This window comes from Bacteroides sp. 3_1_23 (assembly GCF_000162555.1).
GTDB lineage: Bacteria > Bacteroidota > Bacteroidia > Bacteroidales > Bacteroidaceae > Bacteroides > Bacteroides ovatus.
Genome location: NZ_GG774955.1, coordinates 690,059 through 711,969 on the forward strand (window position 1 = coordinate 690,059; position 21,911 = coordinate 711,969).

11 protein-coding genes are annotated in these 21,911 nt (G+C 41.8%); 2 read left to right on the forward strand and 9 right to left on the reverse strand.

Annotation, left to right across the window (positions count from 1 at the left end; translation table 11 throughout):
* Positions 1–13: 13 nt before the first annotated feature.
* The 8 genes from HMPREF9010_RS04190 to HMPREF9010_RS04155 form a co-directional block, all read right to left on the reverse strand.
* On the reverse strand, positions 14–1,024 hold the full coding sequence (locus tag HMPREF9010_RS04190) for a hypothetical protein (protein WP_008650938.1): 1,011 nt from the start codon (positions 1,022–1,024) through the stop codon (positions 14–16).
* A gap of 31 nt (positions 1,025–1,055) precedes the next feature.
* On the reverse strand, positions 1,056–2,597 hold the full coding sequence (locus HMPREF9010_RS04185) for a RagB/SusD family nutrient uptake outer membrane protein (RefSeq protein WP_008650940.1): 1,542 nt from the start codon (positions 2,595–2,597) through the stop codon (positions 1,056–1,058).
* 19 nt (positions 2,598–2,616) lie between these two features.
* On the reverse strand, positions 2,617–6,183 hold the full coding sequence (locus tag HMPREF9010_RS04180; protein WP_032852887.1) for a SusC/RagA family TonB-linked outer membrane protein: 3,567 nt from the start codon (positions 6,181–6,183) through the stop codon (positions 2,617–2,619).
* 29 nt (positions 6,184–6,212) lie between these two features.
* Entirely contained in the window at positions 6,213–7,373 is a 1,161-nt protein-coding gene (locus tag HMPREF9010_RS04175) for a FecR family protein (RefSeq protein WP_008650945.1), read from the reverse strand.
* Positions 7,374–7,441: 68 nt separating this feature from the next.
* Complete coding sequence (locus HMPREF9010_RS04170) at positions 7,442–7,996, reverse strand: RNA polymerase sigma factor (RefSeq protein WP_008650946.1); 555 nt, start codon at positions 7,994–7,996, stop codon at positions 7,442–7,444.
* Positions 7,997–8,030: 34 nt separating this feature from the next.
* The gene (locus HMPREF9010_RS04165) at positions 8,031–8,732 is read right to left on the reverse strand and encodes a Crp/Fnr family transcriptional regulator (protein ID WP_004301832.1); all 702 of its coding nucleotides are present in this window, start codon (positions 8,730–8,732) and stop codon (positions 8,031–8,033) included.
* Between the two features lie 116 nt (positions 8,733–8,848).
* Positions 8,849–11,038, reverse strand: coding sequence for a glutamine synthetase III (locus tag HMPREF9010_RS04160; protein ID WP_004301833.1), 2,190 nt, complete (start codon positions 11,036–11,038; stop codon positions 8,849–8,851).
* Positions 11,039–11,170: 132 nt separating this feature from the next.
* Positions 11,171–11,650: a hypothetical protein gene (locus HMPREF9010_RS04155; protein ID WP_008650948.1), complete on the reverse strand. Its 480-nt coding sequence runs from the start codon at positions 11,648–11,650 to the stop codon at positions 11,171–11,173.
* Positions 11,651–12,315: 665 nt separating this feature from the next.
* Here HMPREF9010_RS04155 and HMPREF9010_RS04150 point away from each other — a divergent pair.
* Positions 12,316–14,523 carry a DUF5686 family protein gene (locus HMPREF9010_RS04150; protein WP_008650954.1) on the forward strand — a complete coding sequence of 736 codons (2,208 nt, stop codon included), beginning with the start codon at positions 12,316–12,318 and terminating at the stop codon, positions 14,521–14,523.
* A 205-nt stretch (positions 14,524–14,728) separates the two neighbouring features.
* Positions 14,729–15,859: a retron St85 family RNA-directed DNA polymerase gene (locus HMPREF9010_RS04145; protein ID WP_008650956.1), complete on the forward strand. Its 1,131-nt coding sequence runs from the start codon at positions 14,729–14,731 to the stop codon at positions 15,857–15,859.
* 1 nt (position 15,860) lies between these two features.
* On the opposite strand, the gene HMPREF9010_RS04140 is transcribed toward HMPREF9010_RS04145, so the two are convergent.
* Entirely contained in the window at positions 15,861–21,818 is a 5,958-nt protein-coding gene (locus HMPREF9010_RS04140; protein ID WP_008650958.1) for a DUF3320 domain-containing protein, read from the reverse strand.
* Positions 21,819–21,911: the final 93 nt, after the last annotated feature.

The window sequence follows — 21,911 nt, forward strand, 5'->3', positions numbered from 1 at the left end:
ATTATCAGAGTTGTTATTCTTCATCGGGAGTCTCCGGTATTGGAGGTAAAGGTAAATTCCAATCCTCCGGTCCGTTGGCTATTGCTTCCAGGTCAATCTGGTATTTATCTTTTAAATATTTCTGTACGAAAGCAAACTTTTCGGTGAGAAAAGGATATTTATCAGCCGGATATACCTCTGCTAGTTGTGCTTGATTATAGAACATGGAAAGATGCATATATCCTATAAAAGTCTCTTCATTGGTTGGAGGATAAGAGTTGTTGGCTGGTGTGCTGGTGCTATTGAATACATACGTGTTTACACTTCCCGGATATCCTCTTGTAAGATAATAGTTCGGGTCATCTTCCATTCCCAAGCCTGCTATCAGATTGGTGACATGGTCAAATCCCATTTCAAATTCTTCAGGTATAATGATGTTTCCGGCTTTTACTGCTTTTTCCAATACGGGAGCCAATATCATTTTCCGACGTCTGTCAAGGAGTGCTCTGTCTGTGGGAATTAAATAAGGATCGCTGGGATTGTCTTCTCCAAACATACAAGTGCACCAATAATCCAGCCCATCGTAATTTTCGTGTATGGGTACAATCCAGCTCGCTAGGATTACGCCTCCAACTTCTAATACGCTTTTACTATAGACATTGTATCCCAAATACCAATACATAGGCAGAACTTTAGAAGTGATCGGCGGATTCAAGTATGCAAAGATATGTTTTTTCATAAATTCGACATAATAATTGGCCATTTCATCATTTACACAGCCCTGGCCTTCGTAACCACTACCGTATGCTATACCTGTCCAGCTACGGTTAAAATCAGCTCTTTGTAGATCTTTATAAATAAGATATACATTATAGTCTTCGTATATTTGGGCGATGTCATTGTCCCAACTATTATTTCCTTGAGGTACTTTGAAACGTAATTCAACGCCTCCTTCTGTAGGAGTCAGTGTGTCTTCTTCGTAACATGAAGTGAATGCCATACAAGCAAGTAATCCCCATAATATATATATATTTCTCATATTCATTTCTTTTGTTTAATTTATAAGATATATACTATTAATTTTCACGTTTTGGAGCTAATGGATTCTGTTCCAGTTTTTTATTTTTAATTAAGACAGCGTCTGGTATAGGCATGGTATAGGAAGGATCATTCTGTTTTAATGTATATACCTGTTCTCCCCATCTATGAACAATTTGTGGCATTCCGTAACGTCGGAGATCAAACCATCGTTGCCCTTCAAAACAAAGTTCTTTTCTTCTTTCATTTTTGATGAAAGTTTTGAGCGCATCACCTGTTAATCCGGTAGGCTCAACAAGTTTGTCGGGTTCATACCGTTTAGCCAGTAAGGTTTTTAAAGCAGAGAGTGCTGTACTTTCGTCATTATTATGAGCAGCTGCTTCTGCTAGATTTAAATAAGCCTCACCTAGTCTGAAGGATAAAGCAAAGTTTTCCGATCCACTAGGCTCACCTGTAGCCGAAAGTTTGTATTTGCCGAAAGTAGTATAAGAATCTTCATAGAAAACTTCATCATCTTTATTGAACTCTTTTGCTATATACTTTTCTTTTCTTAAATCTCCATCTTCAAAGCTTTCAATCAGGTTATCAGAAGCGATAAAAGCTTCTCGGTAGTAGGTGGTATTACCGAAGTAACCTTCTTCCTCATACTCTACCGACTGATCATTGAATACAGTTAAGTCTGAAACGCTTCCATATAACCAAATAACCTCAGATGATTTTAAAGATGTAAAATTGTAATAAGGCTCTGCCACTATTGGAGAAGGGAGGTCGTTTAAATCTATTAAAGCGAAGGACCAGTCTTTTATTACTTTGTTGGCGTATATGGCTGCATCTTTCCAGTTTTCCATATAAAGAAAGACACGTGATTTCAGTAATTGTATCATTGGAAGGCTGACCAGATAATTCGGCTCATATTGTTTATCTTTGCTTAAAGTAAGAAATAAACGTTCAGCTTCATTCAGATCGTCCACAATTTGGTTGTATACTTCCTCAACGGTGTTTCGTGTCATTAATAGTTGGTCTTCAGGGAGCAGGTTGCTGTCTAATTTGAGCGGAACTCCTAAAGCTTGTTTGTCATAGTTGTATGGTGCTCCAAAATGATTAACCAACATAAAATAATAGAAAGCTCTTAATCCGAGGGATTGGGCTATTACATAATTTTTTTCAGCCTCCGTACCATTTACGTCACCGATATAATCAAGAGCTGCATTTGCGCCTAAGATATAGTTATAGTATCCTTCCCAGATATTCTGAAGAGGATAACCATTCCTTTCCATAATAAAAAACATATCCGGTTGCCATGTATAAACAGCTTGTTTGGCTTCCACATCTTTTAGAGAGTTAATGCTAAATTCATAGTCAGTTTTATGGAACTGAATGTCATCGTCTAAGAAGCTAAGAAAGGGTAGTAGAAAATTACCTTTGTCCTGTCTGGGATAAGCAGAACCGATCAGCATTTCTTGTAAAGCATTTGCATCTTTGGGAACATACTCACTTTGAGATTTAGGCTCTAGAAAATCTGAGCAAGAGGATAGTGATAGTAAGACTATTCCTGTTAGTATATATATAGTTCTTTTCATTGTCTATCTTTTTATTTTTTTAGAAACCAATGTTAATACCTAATGAATAATTCCGTGGAAGTACACTGTTGCTAACTTCCGGGTCGAAACCGTTGAAACGTTTGCTGGCGATAACAAAGATGTTATCCATGTTAAAGTTGAGTGATAGATTTTTCATATATATTTTTTCGCACCACTCACGTTTCATTTGCCAGGATAGACCGATGTTGCGACAGCGTAAGAAAGAACCACTGACCACCATAGCGTCAGATTGTTCCCATAATGGAATACTATAAACATTCTCATTGTTTGGCAATTCTATATAAGCCATTCCTGCTTTGGGTAAAGAAGGAATGATTGTATGGGCTTCGTCTCCCGGTTCTTTCCAACGGTTCAGTAAATTGCGGTTTATATTTGTATATGGATCTGGCATATAATAAGAACTAGCGAATTGTTCGTATGGTGATGGCAGACGCTTCTTGTTGCCGAGTAAAAGTGAAAAACTGGTGTTTAAAGTTAATGATTTATAGCGGAAACTTAAGCTCAATCCACCTGTGAAATAAGGCTCTTTCTGACCAGAATATACCAGATAAGTAGTCGGATCTATTTGTCTGCTACGTTCTTCTTCCGGAATGTCCAAAAGATTGAATAAAGCTTCACCGGTTTTTCCGTCTAATCCTGCAAAAGAGTATGACCAGAAACTGCTGAGCGGATACCCTTCTTTTAGTACAATATCTGAGCGTCCACTTAAGAAGGAAGCTGCATTGACATCAATGTCTGTATGTCCGCCTTCATTCCAGTTCTTGGAAGCATTCAAGCTGATACTTAATGCATAGTCCCGTTTCTGTATCGGGGTAAAAGTTAATGTATATTCGATACCTCTGTTGTGGATAATACCACCGTTGCGTTTCATGGATGTTATTCCATATTCATAAGGTAATTCCAGTTCAACAATGGCATTGGAGCGTCTTGTATAATATTCCAAATTCATATAAAACATACTGAATAATTCCAGGTCTACACCGAAATTCCATGATTTGGTACGTTCCCATGATAGATTCGGATTTGGGATTTGGGAGATGGTAGATTGATATCTGTTGTATAGATTAGCCACTTTCCCCTGATTTAAAATCAAATCCGGACTAATGCGCGTTACTGCATTTCCTTGAATACCATAGGTGCCGCGGAAGTTTAAGGTTGTTATCCATTTTACATATTTCTTCATGAAGTCCTCTTCTGAAGCTCTCCAGGAGAAACCGAATGAATAGGTAGGATCAATACGGTGATTAGCATCCTGACCGAAACGGTTGGATGCATCATTACGTATATTTGCATTAACAACATATCGGTTTTTGAGTGAATATGCCAATGTGGCGAATATGGAAAGGTAATTGTCTGTAGTATTGACTTTTCTCCATCCACCATCATATATCTTTTTTAAAAGCCCCCATCCTTCGTCTTTAGAACCTGTAATAGGTGTAAAAGCTTGTGGAGTGGTTGGTAATGTTATTACTTCTCCTCTATCTGGGGCATATCCCCATACCGTATTGCTGACACCTTTATTAGTGGAAGAACGTAATTCCATACCTACTAAAGCATTAATTCGGTTCTCATTATTAAAGGCTTTACTGAATTGCAGTTTATTTTGGATGTTGTAAGAGTACTGCTGTGCGTTATTTGTGAATAATTCGCCTCCGAATGGGAGTAAGGCTGCTCCAAACTCTTTACTGTTTGGTGAGACAGAGTTGAAATCATAACCACGATATGTTTCAGCAATATAAAACGTTTGTTCAGTTTCCCAAGCTTCGTTTGTGCTGTTATTATTTGAATATCCACCAGTAAATTGGTAAGTTAACCAGTCCAAAATATTCCATTTCAAGTCCAGCGAAGCTGACATGAAACTTGATTTTGATTTAGAACCACTATTATTCCGTTCATTTACGAAATTGTATGATAATGATTTGACTCCGCTATTGTATGGGTATGAGGCTTTCATTTGATAGTAAGCATCAGGGTCTATAGAACGATTGGTAGTAGTAGCATACCCCATAGGATTGACTCCTCCGGCAAAACCGTTATTCGTACTTATGCTACCGTTGATCGTTGCATTAATTGTTAGTTTTTGTACCGGGCGTATGGTGATGGCAACGCGTCCGGTCATACGTTCACTGTCGTTTCCTATTTCCTGCCCTTCGCTATTGGAATATCCCATAGAAGCTGCATAACTGTATTTATTTGTTCCACCGGAAACACTTATATTATGGTTATGGCTAAAAGAACGGCGGGTTAGTAGTTTGAACCAATCTGTATTTTGTGTTTCCAAAACATTGCGTTGTGCCAGAAATTCTTCAGAAGATATATCATGCGATAGATACATATTCAATAATCCTTCATAAGTATATATTTGTTTGATTGGTTCTGTGCCATAAGGTGTTCCCCAGTTAAAAGCTTCTTGTGAGAATAGTACTCTTTCTTTGGAGTTCATATAATTAAACTGTCTATAGTTGGGACGCGTGCCCATTACAAAATTAGAGGTGTAATTGACACTTAGACGATCGGTCGTATTCTTTTTGGTTGTGATCTCAATAACACCATTCGATGCTTTTGAACCATAAATAGCGGTTGCAGAAGCATCTTTTAAAATACTAATACTTTCGATATCAGCAGGATTCAACCAAGAAATCTGATTACCGATAATGTTTTTTAAGTCCTCTGTCATTAGAGAAGATGCATTCAATTCCAGGGGGTCTTCCTGAATGATGCCGTCAACTACCCAAAGTGGGTCTTGATTACCCAGTAAGGTACTGGTACCACGGATTTGAATTTTCGGGGCAGTACCTACACGACTACTTGTATTAGTGACAATCATACCTGCCACACGTCCTTGCAACATTTGGTCAATAGTGGTATACGAAGGCATTAAAATATCTTTTGCTTTTACTGTGGTAATAGAACCTACTAGGTCACGGCGTTGAATATTTTGATAACCGGTTACAACCACTTCGTCGATTTCAGTACTGGAACTGTTTAGAGTGACATTAATCGTTTTCTTTCCTGTATATCTTACAGTCTTTTTCTCCATTCCGATGAATGAATAAGTTAATATTAACCCTTCTTGCGCAGGAATATTAAAAGTGTAATGTCCGTCTAGTCCGGCGATAGCTCCATGCTTTGAACCTCGTACAGTGACTGTAGCTCCGGGAAGTGCTTCACCGCTTGCGTCACGTATCCACCCACTAATCGTGATTTTATTAGTCTTTCTTTTCTTAATAACGATGGCAGTGCCTGATACTTCATAAGTCAGGTTAGTTCCTTCCAGACATTCATCCAGAATTTCGGTGATCGTTTTGTTTTTTGCCCTTACGCTGATATCGGTTATGTTAGCGATATCTTCTGTTGCGTACATAAAGATGAATTTTGTACGGTTTTGCAAATACCAAAGCGTAGATTCCAAGCTTTCGCCTCTCAGATCAACGGAGATTCGCTGATTGTCTTGTGCTTGAATCATAAGTGAAGAAAGGGAGAATATCCATAAAAGACAGAACTTAACGAATTTTCTGCTTACATAAGATACTCCCTTTGAGGAGGATTGTGTTCGTTTTTTCATAATGCGTTAGTTATAATATGTATTAATAGTTATTGTTTATAAGAAATGTGCAGTATACCTTCTTTCTGTTTTATGTCTACCATATTTAATTCCATTATCATGTTAATAATCGGATTCATGTTTGCATAGCGGTTGAGATAAGCTCCAATTTGCACCTGTCTGGCTGTGTCGTCTTCAAAAGTGTATTTGAATCCGTACCATTTGGAAAGATACGACATTACATTCTGGAGAGGAACATTTATAAAAATGAATGATCCGGACTCCCAGGAAGTATATAATTCAGTATTTACGTTAGATACGGTACTTTTTCGACTATTTTTGTCATATACGAAATGTTGGTTTGGAATCAATTCATAATCTTCGCTTTCACTGCTAATCTCTATAGCTCCACTAACTAGTGTAGTACTTTCCACTTCTTCATCCGCATAAGCCCTTACATTGAAAGAAGTTCCTGTCACCCGAATAGAAGTGTGCGGTGTTTGCACGATAAAAGGATGTGCTTTATCTGGAGCAACATCAAAATAGGCTTCACCTTCAACCTGTACGATACGTTCCTTATCGCTGAAACAAATCGGATAAGTCAGTTGTGATTCTGCGTTCAGATGTACTTTTGTTCCATCTGAAAGGACAATGTGACATTCCATACCATGCAGTGTACGAAGCGTATTTTTGATTTCTTTCACTTTGGGCTTGTTGGCAGGAGTTTGATAATTAATCCCTTTGGAGTCAATGATAAACACTTTAGTTACACCCTCCGGAAGGACATTCTCAAAAAGGTTGAAGGTGTTGCCATTACTTAAAGTCAGTTCTCCGCCATGGGTTCCTGGAGTGATTTCACCGATTGGTTCTCCGGCTACCCAATTATAAATAAGGTATGAAATCGGTATTAACAATAGCAAAAGAAGAGCCGCATATTTCAGACTCCTGTTCCATGAAAGAAAACCGGATGTTTTTTCTCCTCCTAGTAGCGGATAGATTCTATCCCATGCTTTTTGTGAAGAAAAACTTTTGATTAATTGGGCGTTTTTTTCATACGTTTCCCCATTCAATATTCGTTTGGCTAGCTTTTGATGCTCCGGGTTTTTATTAATCCATTCACGGTAGGCTTTTTCTTCCTCTGGAATAGACGAATGAGTGAATAGAGAAGCTAAGATTTTTGCAATTTTAAATTTTTCTTTAAATGAATTCATCGTTTTTTTCGATTTGTTATATAAGTAAAACAATCCAATCGAAAAAACGGGGTAATCAAAAAGTTACTTTATTTGCATAAAAATAGTAATAAGGTGTAATTTATGCCTTTGAGACTTTCGCGAAGTTTGCGATAGGCGAATTTCTTTAACGTATGGACAGTGCCTTCTGAAATTTGCAATTTGTCAGCAATCTCATGGTTTTTTAACCCTTTCATAGAGTATAAGATGATATTTCGCATTTGGGTAGGCAATTCTTCTACCGCTTTGCGAACCATGTGGAATGTTTCCTGTTCGATAATGGCAGCTTCGAAGCCACTATCGAACTCTTCCTGTCCAGAAAAATTGGGAATATCTAATTGCTCATGTTTTAAGTGATTCAGACATTTATTTCGGGTGACGGTATAAAGGAAGCTTTTTACTTTCAAAATGTCGTCAAAATCTTCTTTCCGTTCCCAATAAGCTAACAATACATCTTGCGCGATGTCTTTGCAAACTTCTTTGTCTTCAATATAGTGGGATGCGAACACGCAAAGAATAGGATAGTAGTCATCAAATAGCTTTTTGAAAGCCTGTTTGTTGCCACGTTTTATGTCTGCAATTATATTTTCTATATGTATGTTCACTATTTAGGGTGGAGCGATTGGTGCAGAAACTCTCTTACCCAATCTTGCTTATTTTCTTCAGCTTTTCTTCTTCGATGATTTTGATTTTTCTTCCGTCGATAGTAATCAGTCTTTCCGTAGCGAATTGCGACAAGGTACGGATAGCGTTCGAAGTAGTCATATTGGAAAGATTTGCCAGATCTTCACGTGAAAGATAAATGCTCAACGTAGAACCGTCTTCTTCCAGTCCATAACTTTCTTTCAGGAAGATGAGTGATTCGGCCAAGCGTCCGCGAATATGTTTTTGTGTCAGATTAACGGTACGTTCGTCAGAGATACCCAAGTCAATGGAAAGTTGGCGGATAAAGAACATGGCCAAGTCATTATTTTGGGCAACCAGCGTAGTGATGGCACTCATAGGAATCAGGCAAACAACGGAAGGTTCGAAAGCTGCTGCGGCAGTTACAAAATCTTGTTTGGCAAAATAAGCACGATATGCAAAGTATTCGCGTGGTTTAATCATGCGGATAATTTGACTTCTACCCCCCACACCATCTTTGAAGATTTTCACTTTTCCACTGATGAGACACATCAGATGATGTGGCGTTTCTCCTTCACAGTAGATGGTTTCATTCTTTTTGTAGGTTTGTATCGTATAATTATTCATCAGAAACTCCTTTTGCTCATTGTTTAGAGGAGCTAACATATCGGATAACGGTTCCGAAATATCGATGTCTGACATATTCATTTTTACCATGAGTGCTACAAAACTGTGTTATACAGCACAAAAGTAAAAAGAAAAAATGAGAAAATGAACGAATCTATAAAAAGATTGCACAAAAGTGGGAGCTTTCGTGCAATCTTGCAGACATTTTATTTGGTAAACAACAGTTCTCTATATTTAGGCAACGGCCATATTTCGTCATCCACTTCCATCTCCAGGTGGTCGATGTGGTCGCGGATTTGGTCAAGATATGGGCGTACTTTTTCTTCGTATGCGAATGCCCTTTCTTTGTAGTTTTCCATGTGGTTGGCTACTTTTCTCGCTTCGGTCATGTCGCGCACGAGTACTTTGATAGAAGTGACCCGGTGTGAAATCTCACGAATCAATTCTTTACGGTCGGCACTCAATACTTCGTATTCTTCAGCCGGGAATATTTCTTTCAGTCCGCGAAGATTTTCGAGCAAACGGTTCTGATAGGCAACCGCAGTCGGTACGATGTGGTTGATGGCGAGGTCGCCCAATACACGGCCTTCGATTTGCACCTTCATGGTGTATTTCTCCAGTTCCACTTCCAGACGGCTGTTTAATTCAGTTTCGTTGAAGATACGTTCGCCGATAAGCACCGATTTGGATTGGTTGTCAATATAGTGCATCAGGGCTTCCGGTACGTGGCAGATATTAGTCAGTCCGCGGCGTGCAGCTTCTTGTTTCCATTCTTCGGAATAGCCGTCCCCTTCGAAACGAATCGGTTCGGAGGCGATAATTGTTTCTTTCAGCAGGCGGAAGATAGCTTCGTCTTTGCCAACTCCTTCTTCCATCAGCTTTTCTACCGATGCCCGGAATTCGTTCAGTTGGTTTGCCATGGCCGCATTGATTGCAATCATGGAGGCGGCACAGTTGGAAGAAGAACCTGCGGCACGGAATTCGAAACGGTTTCCGGTGAATGCAAAAGGAGAAGTACGGTTGCGGTCGGTGGTATCCAGTAAAATTTCGGGGATACGTCCGATGCCTAACTTCAGTGTGGTTTTTTCTTCCGGTGTCATTTTCTCATTTCCTACCTGGCGGACAATTTCGTCGAGAGTAGACGAGAGTTGTGAACCTAGAAAGCAAGAGAGGATGGCGGGAGGAGCTTCATTGGCTCCCAAACGGTAGCTGTTGCTGGCGCTCATGATGGAGGCACGCAATAAATCCTGATTTTTATAAACCATCATTAAGGCATTTACCAGGAAGGTGAGGAATAGCATATTTCCTTTCGGATTCTTTCCGGGAGCGAACAGATTGATGCCAGTGTCTGTACAGAGCGACCAGTTGTTGTGCTTGCCCGAACCGTTTACTCCGCTATATGGCTTTTCGTGCAGGAGTACATTAAAATGATGTTTCCTGGCGATACGCTTCATCAAATCCATGACGAGCTGGTTGTGGTCGTTGGCAAGGTTGCAGTTTTCGAAGATAGGGGCCAACTCAAATTGGTTGGGAGCTACTTCGTTATGGCGTGTTTTGGCAGGAATACCGAGTTTGTGACACTCGATTTCGAGTTCTTTCATAAATGCAGTGACACGTGGAGGGATAGAGCCGAAATAATGGTCTTCCAACTGTTGGTCTTTGGCAGAAGAGTGTCCCATCAGTGTCCGTCCTGTCAGGCAGAGGTCGGGGCGTGCATTATATAAGGAAGAGTCTACAAGGAAATATTCCTGTTCCCATCCTAAATTGGTATATACGCGTGTGATGTTCTTGTCGAATAGCTGGCAGACTTCCGTTGCTGCTTTATCTACAGCGGCAAGTGCTTTCAACAATGGAGTTTTGTAATCCAACGCTTCACCTGTATAAGAAATGAAGATAGTGGGGATACAAAGAGTGGTATCTACAACGAATGCCGGTGAAGAAACATCCCATGCTGTATATCCTCGTGCTTCGAAAGTGTTGCGGATACCGCCGTTAGGGAAAGAAGAAGCATCCGGCTCTTGCTGGATCAGTAGTTTTCCGGAGAAGCGTTCAATCACTCCGCCATCTTCGCCGAATTCGATAAAGCCGTCATGCTTTTCGGCTGTTCCGTCTGTCAGAGGCTGGAACCAGTGTGTGTAGTGAGTGACGTTGAGTGACTTAGCCCAACTTTTCATACCGTTAGCAATTAAATCTGCTATTTCACGGCTGATAGGTGTACCTTTTTCGATAGCGTCGGTTACAGCTTTGTATGCTTCTTTGGGAAGATACTCTTGCATCTTCTTGCGGTCGAACACGTGGCTACCATAATAATCAGAGAGTTTGTTGGAAGGGGCAATAACTTCCAGAGGTTTCCGGTTGGAAAGCTCTTGTAAGGCAAAAAAACGCATTTTTGACATAAATGGTCTATTTTTTATCGGTTGATGGCGCAAAATTATATGTTTTTTCTGAAAGTACCCCTATTTTGGAGGGGGTATTTTGAAAAATAATGTGTTTTTCTAAAAGTACCCCCTCTGTTTATTCTCCAACTTCTATTCTTGTTGTTGCTGTTGGTCGATTTCTTTAGCCATCTGTTTAACCAAACTTTCCACTTGGATATAATGGTTGTGATAGTTCTTGAATAACAGTTTGAACATTGGGCTGTTCACAGCCATTTGGGTAAGAAATTGTAGGTGTTTACCCGTAGAGGTGTTCATCTGCATACGCTCTTTTTTGCTCAAGTTGTCTTGTAGGGAGTAAACACCGCATGAAATTTGGATTTCTGCAATGCCTTCGTCCCAAGGATGGGTGTTGAGGTGAGTCAATGCTGCCAGGATTTTTTTCAGGTCTTTCAGCAGAATGTTTAAAAGTTCGAATTCGGTGCGGTTTATGGAGCAGGAATCCGGGTTCAGGAGGAAAGCGAATTTAAGGTAGAAATCCTTTAATTCCTCTTTAGGAATAACGAATGAATCTTTGGAAGCCTTTATCATGCCTCCCACCGCTGGTTGAACGGTAACCTGTTTTGTTTCCATAATATAATTATGAATAAGGTGGTAGGCGAAGATTTTCTATGAAATAAGAGCGGTTCCGCCTTTCCCGTTACTCTTCACCAACCAGGCAGTGGGTGCATTAACACTCCACACGGGGGTACGAAACCGCCATATGAAGCATCAGGACAGGCATAAAAATGCCTGCCACGAAACGAGGCAGGTTCCCTGCCTGGTTGATATGAAGAGTATCGCAAAGATACGACAATTTTCTTCTTTGTCAAGAATAAAGTGATAAATAAAAAGATAGAAGGGTTGATTTAGTCATTAATATGTTTTCAGGGGGCTCTTATATTTACAGATATTGGAACTTTGTATTTTTTCCATTATTGTTAAAATCCCCTTCATATTATAACTTCTTCCATACAGGTTTTATTAATTCCTCTTTCAACCTATCACCATTCTGCAAGCACGATGAATAAAGAGTTTCAGAAAGGTGGTGATAGGTTGAAAGAGGATTTTCGTTTTTTATATATGAAGAGAATAGCAGAATATGCAGAGCTTCCTGCATTTATTTCGAGACAACCGCACCAAAGATTTAGCTTATCTCCATGTTATTTTGAATAATGTGAAGGTTTTCTTCTGATAACTCTTTTTAGTGTCTAACTTTTCTTGCTTTTCGATATTCTTTTTTATATTTGCCTACGTTAATGAAGGAGATACGACGATTGAGAGATAAAATATTGATAGGATGCATATTGTGTCTGTTCTCTTTTATACCAAAGGGGGCAGCCAATAATTATATAATGAATCCTTATACCCATCAGGAAATCTCTGCTGACTCCATTATAGAACGTGTGATGACTTTTGCACCTTTGTATGAAACGATAGTCAGTGATTATCGCGCGAACCTATATATAAAAGGTAAGATGGATATTCAGAAGAAGAATTTTATTCTCCGTTATGTACCTTCTATGTTTCGTTTGCAAAAGGGTGTTCGCGAATATCTGCTTGAAACATACAGTGACCTTCATTATACGGCTCCCAATATTTACGATCAGAAAGTAAAGGCTTCCCAGGGAACTGTGAGAGGAAACAGGGGATTGCCTGGATTGCTCGAGTATTTTAATGTAAATATCTACTCTTCTTCTTTATTGAATGATGAACGTTTATTGTCACCACTGGCCAAAAACGGACAGAAATACTATAAATACCGGATAGACAGCGTGATGGGAGATCCTAACAATCTGGATTATCGGGTTCGTTTTATCCCCCGCACTAAGAGCGATCAGTTGGTGGGTGGATATATGGTGGTCAGTAGTAACGTTTGGAGTGTTCGTGAAATTCGTTTTTCGGGGAGATCGGAACTGATAACATTTACCTGTTGGATTAAGATGGGAGATGTAGGCAAGAAAAATGAATTTCTGCCAGTGCGTTATGAAGTGGAAGCTCTTTTCAAATTTCTCGGAAATAAGGTGGACGGTAATTATACCGCTTCTTTAGATTATAAATCCATTGAATTGAAAGAAAAGAAGGTACGTAAGAAAGAAAAGAAGAATTATAACCTTTCAGAATCCTTCTCTTTGCAGTGTGATACGAATGCTTATAAGACGGATGCTTCTACCTTTGCCATCATGCGCCCCATCCCTTTGAGCGAAAGCGAGAAGAAACTATATTCCGACAATTTGCTTCGGCGTGACACGACAACGGTAGAAAAGCCGTCCAAGAGTCAGGCCTTTTGGGGAACGATGGGTGATTTGATGGTAGAAGATTATAAATTCAACTTGTCCAATATCGGAAGCGTGCGATTCTCTCCGTTTATCAATCCGCTCTTATTCAGTTATAGTGGAAGCAACGGTTTGTCTTATCGACAGGATTTTCGTTATAACCGTCTTTTCAGAGGGGATAAATTACTTCGCATTGTGCCTAAACTCGGATACAACTTTACGCGTAAGGAATTCTACTGGTCATTGAATGCCGATTTTGAATACTGGCCGCAGAAACGGGGATTCTTCCGGTTGAATGTGGGTAACGGTAACCGTATTTATAGTAGTAAAGTGCTGGACGAACTGAAAGCTATGCCGGACAGTATCTTCAATTTCGATTTAATTCATCTCGATTATTTTAAGGACTTGTATTTCAATTTCCGTCATACCGTTGAAGTAGTCAACGGACTGGATATCGGTCTGGGTTTCTCTGCCCATAAAAGAACAGCGGTAGAGCCTTCCCGTTTTGTGATTACCGGTGATTATCCGATGCCGCCCCCGGAATTTATGGATAAATTCAAGAACACTTATATCAGTTTTGCTCCCCGCATCCGGATAGAGTGGACTCCGGGACTCTATTATTATATGAACGGAAAGCGAAAGATTAACCTCCATTCTTTATACCCGACTTTCTCGGTCGATTATGAACGAGGTATTAAAGGAGTGTTCAAGAGTACGGGTGAATATGAAAGAATAGAGTTTGACCTTCAGCATCAAATCCGGTTGGGATTGATGCGTAATATTTATTATCGTTTCGGATTCGGAGCATTCACCAATCAGGATGAGTTGTATTTTGTGGACTTTGCCAATTTCTCCCGCCATAATCTTCCCGTAGGTTGGAATGATGAAATCGGCGGAGTATTTCAGGTGCTTGACTCACGTTGGTATAACTCCTCCCGCCGTTATGTACGGGGGCATTTCACCTACGAAGCTCCGTTCCTTATTCTCCGGCATCTGATGAAGTACACCCGTTATGTGCAGAATGAACGTATTTATATCAGTGCCCTCTCTATGCCGCACCTTCAACCTTATCTGGAAGTAGGATATGGCATCGGTACGCATATTTTCGACGTAGGAGTTTTTGTGAGTAGCGAAAACTGGAAATTTGGAGGAATAGGCTGTAAGTTCACGTTTGAGTTGTTCAACCGATAGTTTTCTTCGTTCCGGTTGTTTTATCGAAAGATTTTAGTTATCTTTGTATAAGAGAGGATGAGGGCAGAATTTAGCATCAAAGAGGTGTAGTCGCCTCATAAGCACAGGTATTTTCCTAGAAAATAAATTCTAAGGTATAAATACCTAAATTTATTTTAGTAAATAAGTCATCCTCTCTTCTCTCTTTTTTATATGCATATACAAAATGGACGGAATTTTAATAACGATCATTGTTATCACCGCTTTCCTTGTTTATAAGATAATTTCTTCAAGCAGGAAACAGGAGGGGTATAAAAGATGGAAAGCAACAAGCAGTGGTAAGGAAGAAAAGACTACTAAGGTAAAATGGGAACACGGAGCCTGGCTTAGGCATGCTTTGGGGGGAACTGTTCCGAGAACGCAGTATGTTCAAAAGTTTGATGAATCGGCTGTTGTTTGGTGCGCCAACTTGTTGGGAGTGGAAACGGCACGGTTGAAGGAAATTCTACGGGATGTTTCCGAACATTACCGGGAGTTCTGGATGAGAAAAAGAAAGGGAGGTTATCGGATGATTTCTGCTCCTGACAAAGAATTACAATCTATTCAAACCACTATTAATTCTCGAATATTATCATCTGTGACAATGATTCATCCGGCGGCAGTAGGTTTCCGGAGCGGTCATTCTGTGGTTGATAATGCCAGTCCCCATCTGGGAAAACGGTATGTCTTGAAAATGGATATTCATGATTTTTTCTTTTCGATACGGAGCCGGAGGGTGAAAAAGACATTTGAGAAGATTGGTTATCCGGAAAATGTGTCTAAGGTATTGGGAGTGTTGTGCTGCTTGTACAGGCACTTGCCGCAGGGAGCGCCTACAAGTCCGGCGTTAAGCAATATCGTGGGGTATGAGATGGACAAGAAATTGGCGGCACTGGCAGCGGAATACGGACTGACTTATACCCGCTATGCCGATGACCTGACTTTTTCGGGAGATGTGTTTCCCAAAGAACAAATCATTCCCCGGATCAAACAAATCATCCGTGATGAGAAATTCGAACCGAATCATAAAAAGACCCGTTTTATCAATGAGTATGGCAGGAAGATTATTACAGGAGTATCTGTCTCTTCCGGTGCGAAACTGACAATCCCTAAAGCCAGAAAGAGAGAGATCCGGAAGAATGTCTATTTTATCCTGACGAAAGGCTTGGCGGAACATCAGCGCCGGATTGGCTCGAGTGATCCTGTCTATCTGAAACGGCTGATTGGAGAACTTTGTTATTGGCGGTCAATAGAACCGGACAATGCGTATGTATCCGATTCTATTAACCGTTTGAAATGTTTGGAGAAAGGGTATTAATCTAATTGGCAATCGTTACCCGTTCATTTTCTATCTTGGCGTAATTCCTTTTCACAGCTTCGCGAATACCTCTTTGCATGGCAGCGTCTATGTTCGATCCCATACGGGCAAAGCCGAACTGTTGTGCGCATGCTTTTATCAAATCTGCCGCAGGCAGGCTGATGGAGTCGGTCAATAGTTGCCGGATGGCATTGGCTATCTCTTCAGGTGGTATGTCTGTCGCTTCCCGGTCGGAAACCGGGCGATAGATTGAATAGGAAGCGCATTGCTCTTTGTCGTTCCAGCAGAAGACAAGTCCTTCGTATTCTGTGCGATAGATATTCAATGTGTCGAGTGCTGTTTCTATTTGTGCCTCTACCCGTGTTCCCAAGCGGCTGATTCCCCATTCGGACAGGATTTTCTTACAGAGCAGGGATTTACTGATTGGCGCCTCGCTTTCCATAATCTTCCGTATTTGGGAGAGGAGGATAGAGTAACTGTCCGTAAAGAAAAAGTCTTCCGGTGAATAACTGTATGGGGTGATCTTTGCAAACTTGTACTTTTGTTCTATCCGGTTTTGAGTAGAAAGAACGGAAGCAGCTTGCTTTTCAGGAGCAGCAGGCGATGCCTTGAGTACGAATGAAATCTCATTGTTGGTCATCTGTGTCGTCGGTGCAGGTTCTGTCACTTCTGTCGGAGTAGAATTGATTTCGGTTGCTGTCATTGAGCCGACCTTTGAACTCTTTTTCCGGGCGATAGCCTCTTGGATAGTTGCCATTACTTCGTCCGGCTTTTCCCACCAGTCCATTGTCCATATCCGGTAGATGTCCCATCCGAGTGCTTTCAATACATTATTCTGCACAATTTCCCGGTCACGTGCGGTCTTGGTACGTTTGTAGTTTTTGCCGTCGCAGATAATACCTAACTGATAGTTAGAGGTATTTTCGGTGTCGACGATACCTATGTCTATTTTGTATCCGGAGCAACCAATGTCTGTATGCACGGTGTAACCCAATGAGCGCAGTCTGTCGGCAATGATCGTTTCGATGGAGACTGTTGCTTCCGACAGTTGTCTTGGCACACTGTTGATGGTGCTTCGGGTTCCCTTCTCCGCATATTCGAGGAAACGTTTTAGTCCGGCTACTCCAATAGAAGAAGTCCGGTTCAGGTCGATCATCTCCGACCTTAGGGTGGAATAGATAATCATCTCATACCGGGCACGGGAAACGGCTACATTCAATCTTCTTTCGCCGCCTGCCCGGTTCAGTGGTCCGAAATTCATGCTGACGCGCCCTTCTGCATCCGGGCCATAGCCCACAGAGAAGAGAATAACATCGCGTTCGTCTCCCTGCACATTCTCCAGGTTCTTGATAAATAACGGTTCGTCGCATTCCAGCGCAAGAGTTTCCAGTTCGGGGTAAAAGATAAAAAGGTCGGATAATAAGTCTTCTATCAAGGCTTGTTGGACAATGCTGAAAGTGACTACACCGATACTTTTCTTTCTTAATTCCTCGCTTCTCAATCTTCTGGCTATTTCGTCCACCACAGCTTGAGCTTCCGCCCGGTTCTGGCGCGACTTGCCTTTATCATAGTAACCGTTGATGTTGACTATCCTGACTTTCGATTCAATGTTGTCCGGTGAGGGGAAAGTCATCAGTTTGTTATCGTAATATTCGGAGTTGCTGAAAGCGATGAGGCTCTCATGTTTGCTTCGGTAGTGCCATAATAAATATTTGGAAGGGATAGACAGAGCGAGACAGTCGTCAAGGATACTCTCCAAATCTTCCATTTCAATGTTGTCTTCATCAATGGTGTTGACCGAGAAGAAACTGGTAGGAGGCATTTGTTTCGGGTCGCCTACGATAATGACGTTTTTACCCCGTGCAATGGCGCCCACCGCTTCATAAGTAGGCATCTGTGAGGCTTCATCAAAGACAATCAAATCAAATTTATCAGCGTCCGTATCGATGAATTGAGCGACGGAAAGAGGACTCATCAGCATACACGGGCACATGCGCGACAACAAAGTGGGAATTTGGTCGAATAGCTTGCGAATAGATATGCCGCGGGCATTGTTGCGGATATTCTTTTGAAGGATACCCACTTCGGAACTTTGGATGGCTTCGTGAGTGAAAGACGGAATGTTGGAGGCCAACCGGGCAAATAATTCTCTTTGCGTCGTTTCTTCGAATTTGGCGGATATTTGTTTGTATTTAGCAATGATGTCATTGAATATCTTACCGTTGAATAATTCCAGAGTCGGCTCTTTGGCAATGATATACCGGATAGCTGCCTGATAGAAACTCTTGCGGAAGCTGTCTGTAAGTTGGCTGGTAGGAATATTCTTTTCTTTATATTCCGTCGCGATAAATCCTATTCCCAGACTATGCAGGGTTTGGTAGGCTTGTAGCCACTGATACCAGTCCTTGAGCTTGTCGAGGTTCTCTTTCCAGGTTCGGGCTTTTGACAAGGCAATCGTTATCCAGTCGGCTGAATCGGTATAAAGTTCTTCGATCGAGATACCCAGCATGCCGGACAATTTCTTTTCGGTGGCTGTGAGTGTATCTGCGAGCTGATACAGTTCATTGAAAGAATGAGCATGGATGTCTCTGAATGTTTGAATTCCTTCAGTGAGTTGTGCGGACAAATTCTGCTTGATTTGCGAAACTTTGGCAATGTCTTTTGCGTAGTTCAACAAATGCGAATGAAGGGAAGTCATGTCGTCGATTATCTGCTCAATGGTGTTCCAATCCTCGTTCTTGCCGGGGCGTCCGAATAGGGAGGGAAGTTGCCCGATGTATTTCCGGACGGCTTCTGCTTCTTCCTGATACCGGATAATGCGGTGGAGCAGAGGTTTGATGTCTTCTGTTTCAATCGTTTTTAAAGCATATACGTTGATTGCCTTTCTGATTTTCCGTTGTCCGAAATATCTGGGAAGGAACCATTGATCGGATACCCGGTTCCATTCGGCTAACATCTGCTTTGCGTTGATGGACAGGATTTCTTGGGTGAATCCGGTTTCTATCTCTTTCCTTTGTTCATCCCGTTTCCGTCCGTGAACCACTACTTCCCGGTATTCATTCAGTGTTTCGTTGAGCAATGGCAAAGTCAGCAATCCGGGAGTCAGTTCCGGAATGTCGAGTATTCTCCGGATGATGTGGGAGATTGTCTGGAAATCCTTGCGTGTAGGGTGTATATCCGTATCTTTTAGAAGTATGGAGAATACATCCAGCTTCTGCCGGATGGTGGTCAACAGGTCGATAAATCCGGTGAGCAGTTGGGAGGATCCCTCCTTAACGGCTGATGAATATTCGGTAATCGAGATACCGGTTAATGGATGCTGGTAAGGATGTCCACACGCATTGGCCGTCCGGACTAGCAGCTCGATGGCATCTTCCCATTGGGCAAATGTGTCTTTATCTAATGTATCCAGATAAGCTTCTGGAATATCAAAACAAGATTCGACGTCCACGGATTGATAATGAATAATGGCGTCGTATAATGAAACCCCGAACGGGTATTCTTTATGCAGGGCTTCGATATATTGATTCAATTCCGCCCGTAAATTCAGCAGGCGTTCCGCTTCCTTTCTGAATTCTTCGGGAGGTGTCTGCTTGATAATTTCCGTAGTTTCTTTCAGTTGCGAGATAACGGCGGATTTCTTTGTTTTGTTGGAATGAATTTCCAGACAGAACGGAGCCAGCCCGATAGCTGCCAATCTGTTTTGCACAACGGAGAGGGCAGCCATCTTTTCCGCTACAAATAAAACACGTTTTCCTTTGTAAAGCGCGTTGGCGATAATATTGGTAATCGTTTGCGATTTTCCTGTTCCCGGAGGCCCGTGCAGGATGAAAGTCTTGTCGTGTACGGCTTCGTAGATGGCTTCCAGTTGCGAAGAATCGGCGATGATGGGTAATACAATGTCTGCGGGCGACACTTGTTTGTCCATATCCGTTGCATCTATTTCCTCTGTGGCGGCTTCCCATTCTATCTTTCCGTTGATGAGGCTGGACACAATCTTGTTCTGAACCAGTTTGTTGGCATTGTTGTGAATATCATTCCACATGATGAACTTGTTGAAAGAGAAGATACCCAGAATCGCTTGCTCTTCCACGTCCCATTTACGCTGGTTCTTAATGCTGTTGCGGATAATGGAATAGATCAGCTTGACGTTTACGCCGCTTTCGTCGGTAGGCAACGGGTCCAATCCTGATATGGTGATTCCGAAGTTTTGGCGAAGCATTTCCAATAAGGTGATGTTCATCATTGTTTCTTCTTCCCGGGAACGGATTACGTAACCTTTGGCTGCCGATTTACGGATAATTTCAACCGGTAATAGCAAGATGGGGGCATAGCGGGGACGTTCGCTGGAAGGTGTCTCGTACCATTTCAAAAGTCCGAGAGCCAGATAGAGTGTGTTGGCTCCATTCTCTTCGATAGAAGTACGCGAAGAGCGGTATAAGTGAGTCAGTGCCTTACCTAAATCGTTTTCGGGCAGATAGAAACGTAACCTTTTCTGTGAAAGTTCCGAGTTGATGAAACCAACCATGGGATCAGACTCCGGTATGGAGGAATAAATCCCGAAGTCCATCGCCGGACTTTCCCAATCGGCAGGGCGGTGGAGGATGCGGAATTCTTCTCCGTCGGCCAATGCATCTTCCAGACAGGATAGATTAGCCGGGATGAGTTGGAGCGTGTTTTTGGTAATCCGGATATTCAGCAGGTTGTTGCGCAGGCTTAAATCCAGCAACCGTCTTTCCCATAACAGTTGTTTGGTGATTACGGTCTGGGTTTCATTGCCCGATAAATCATACGGATTGATACTTTGCGGAGTGGCATGAACGGCACTTTTTTGAATGTCGGTCTCCTTTTCTTCTACTTCCCATACCTGTCCATGCAAAATGCGTTGGGGGATGGGGCGGATGCCCGAATGTCTCGCTCTTTTCACATCTATGGCAAGAATGAAACTGTTTCCATCCGTCAACTTTCCGTTCGCTTTCTTCACAGCATCGTCGAAATCGGACGAATGGCCCATGTTCATGCAGGTCGTTTCAACTAAGGTAATGTCGTAGATTCCTTCGGCTGTCCGTTTGGTTAACAGGGAAACATCGTCAATGGTAGGATCCGGAAAAGTCTCCGGCACTAGCCAGGCTCCCGCAAAAGCATGCCCTTGAGTGATGATAATGAGTGCATTCAGACCGATTGCTTCCAGGCAGGAAGCATAGAGCAAGGCCATATCCAGACAGGTTCCCAGTTTTTGTGCCATTACGGAGTCGGCTAGCCGTACACGTTGCCCATATTCCTCGAAGCTGGCGGGGATGGTGCTGTATATAATCTGTTGTTCCGTGATAGCCGTGTAGATGGCGGCCATCTGTTTCCTTACCCGGTCCGGAGTGCGGCTTTGATATTCGTCGAGGGACGGATTACCAGTCCATTGTCCCAGGATGGAAGCGGCTCTCTTGATGATCGGCACAATAGCTGTATGATTGGGGGTGATGAAAGCGGCCAGCATTTCGGGCAATACATTAAGCCCTCCCCATTGGTCGTATGCCAGAATGTCGATAGGGTAGGTTTGGCAGAATACGGATTCTACTTCGGAAGTAATTTCAATTTTCAGATTGCCGGATAAACGTTCGGTCAGCTGTGTGAAATAGTTGGCGGACAAAGTGAGATTGAATGACGACAGGCATATCGATTCATTGGGCGGAATCTGTGCCACAGCTATTGGAGCGGCGTTTCCGAAAGTCGGTTCTGTCGTGATTTGTACCTGAATGTCCTTCAGCGGGGCAGGCGTTGTATTCTCAATAGAAAGCTGATGAATGATTGATGCACCGTTTTGTTGTATCGCAAAATTAATAAGCGGTAAATAGTCGCATTGCACCTTGACTTTGTCCAATCTCTCGTCCATGGCAAAAACTGTATAAATTAAAGATTGCAATATTACAAAAAATACGGATATAATTCTCTTTTCTTCTGCCATTCTTTTGTCAATCAAGAAAATATTCCTACCTTTGCGCCCGATTTATAGATAATATAATGTCTTATTTAATTAAAGTATTAAACAATTTATTTA

Excerpts from the sequence above, each read along its gene's own strand:
- HMPREF9010_RS04165 (WP_004301832.1), bottom strand. The coding sequence starts at position 8,732 with ATGGTAAAAATGAATATGTCAGACATCGATATTTCGGAACCGTTATCC.
- HMPREF9010_RS04140 (WP_008650958.1), bottom strand. The coding sequence starts at position 21,818 with ATGGCAGAAGAAAAGAGAATTATATCCGTATTTTTTGTAATATTGCAA.
- HMPREF9010_RS04190 (WP_008650938.1), bottom strand. The coding sequence starts at position 1,024 with ATGAATATGAGAAATATATATATATTATGGGGATTACTTGCTTGTATG.
- HMPREF9010_RS04175 (WP_008650945.1), bottom strand. The coding sequence starts at position 7,373 with ATGAATTCATTTAAAGAAAAATTTAAAATTGCAAAAATCTTAGCTTCT.
- HMPREF9010_RS04160 (WP_004301833.1), bottom strand. The coding sequence starts at position 11,038 with ATGTCAAAAATGCGTTTTTTTGCCTTACAAGAGCTTTCCAACCGGAAA.
- HMPREF9010_RS04155 (WP_008650948.1), bottom strand. The coding sequence starts at position 11,650 with ATGGAAACAAAACAGGTTACCGTTCAACCAGCGGTGGGAGGCATGATA.
- HMPREF9010_RS04150 (WP_008650954.1), top strand. The coding sequence starts at position 12,316 with ATGAAGGAGATACGACGATTGAGAGATAAAATATTGATAGGATGCATA.
- HMPREF9010_RS04185 (WP_008650940.1), bottom strand. The coding sequence starts at position 2,597 with ATGAAAAGAACTATATATATACTAACAGGAATAGTCTTACTATCACTA.
- HMPREF9010_RS04145 (WP_008650956.1), top strand. The coding sequence starts at position 14,729 with ATGGACGGAATTTTAATAACGATCATTGTTATCACCGCTTTCCTTGTT.
- HMPREF9010_RS04180 (WP_032852887.1), bottom strand. The coding sequence starts at position 6,183 with ATGAAAAAACGAACACAATCCTCCTCAAAGGGAGTATCTTATGTAAGC.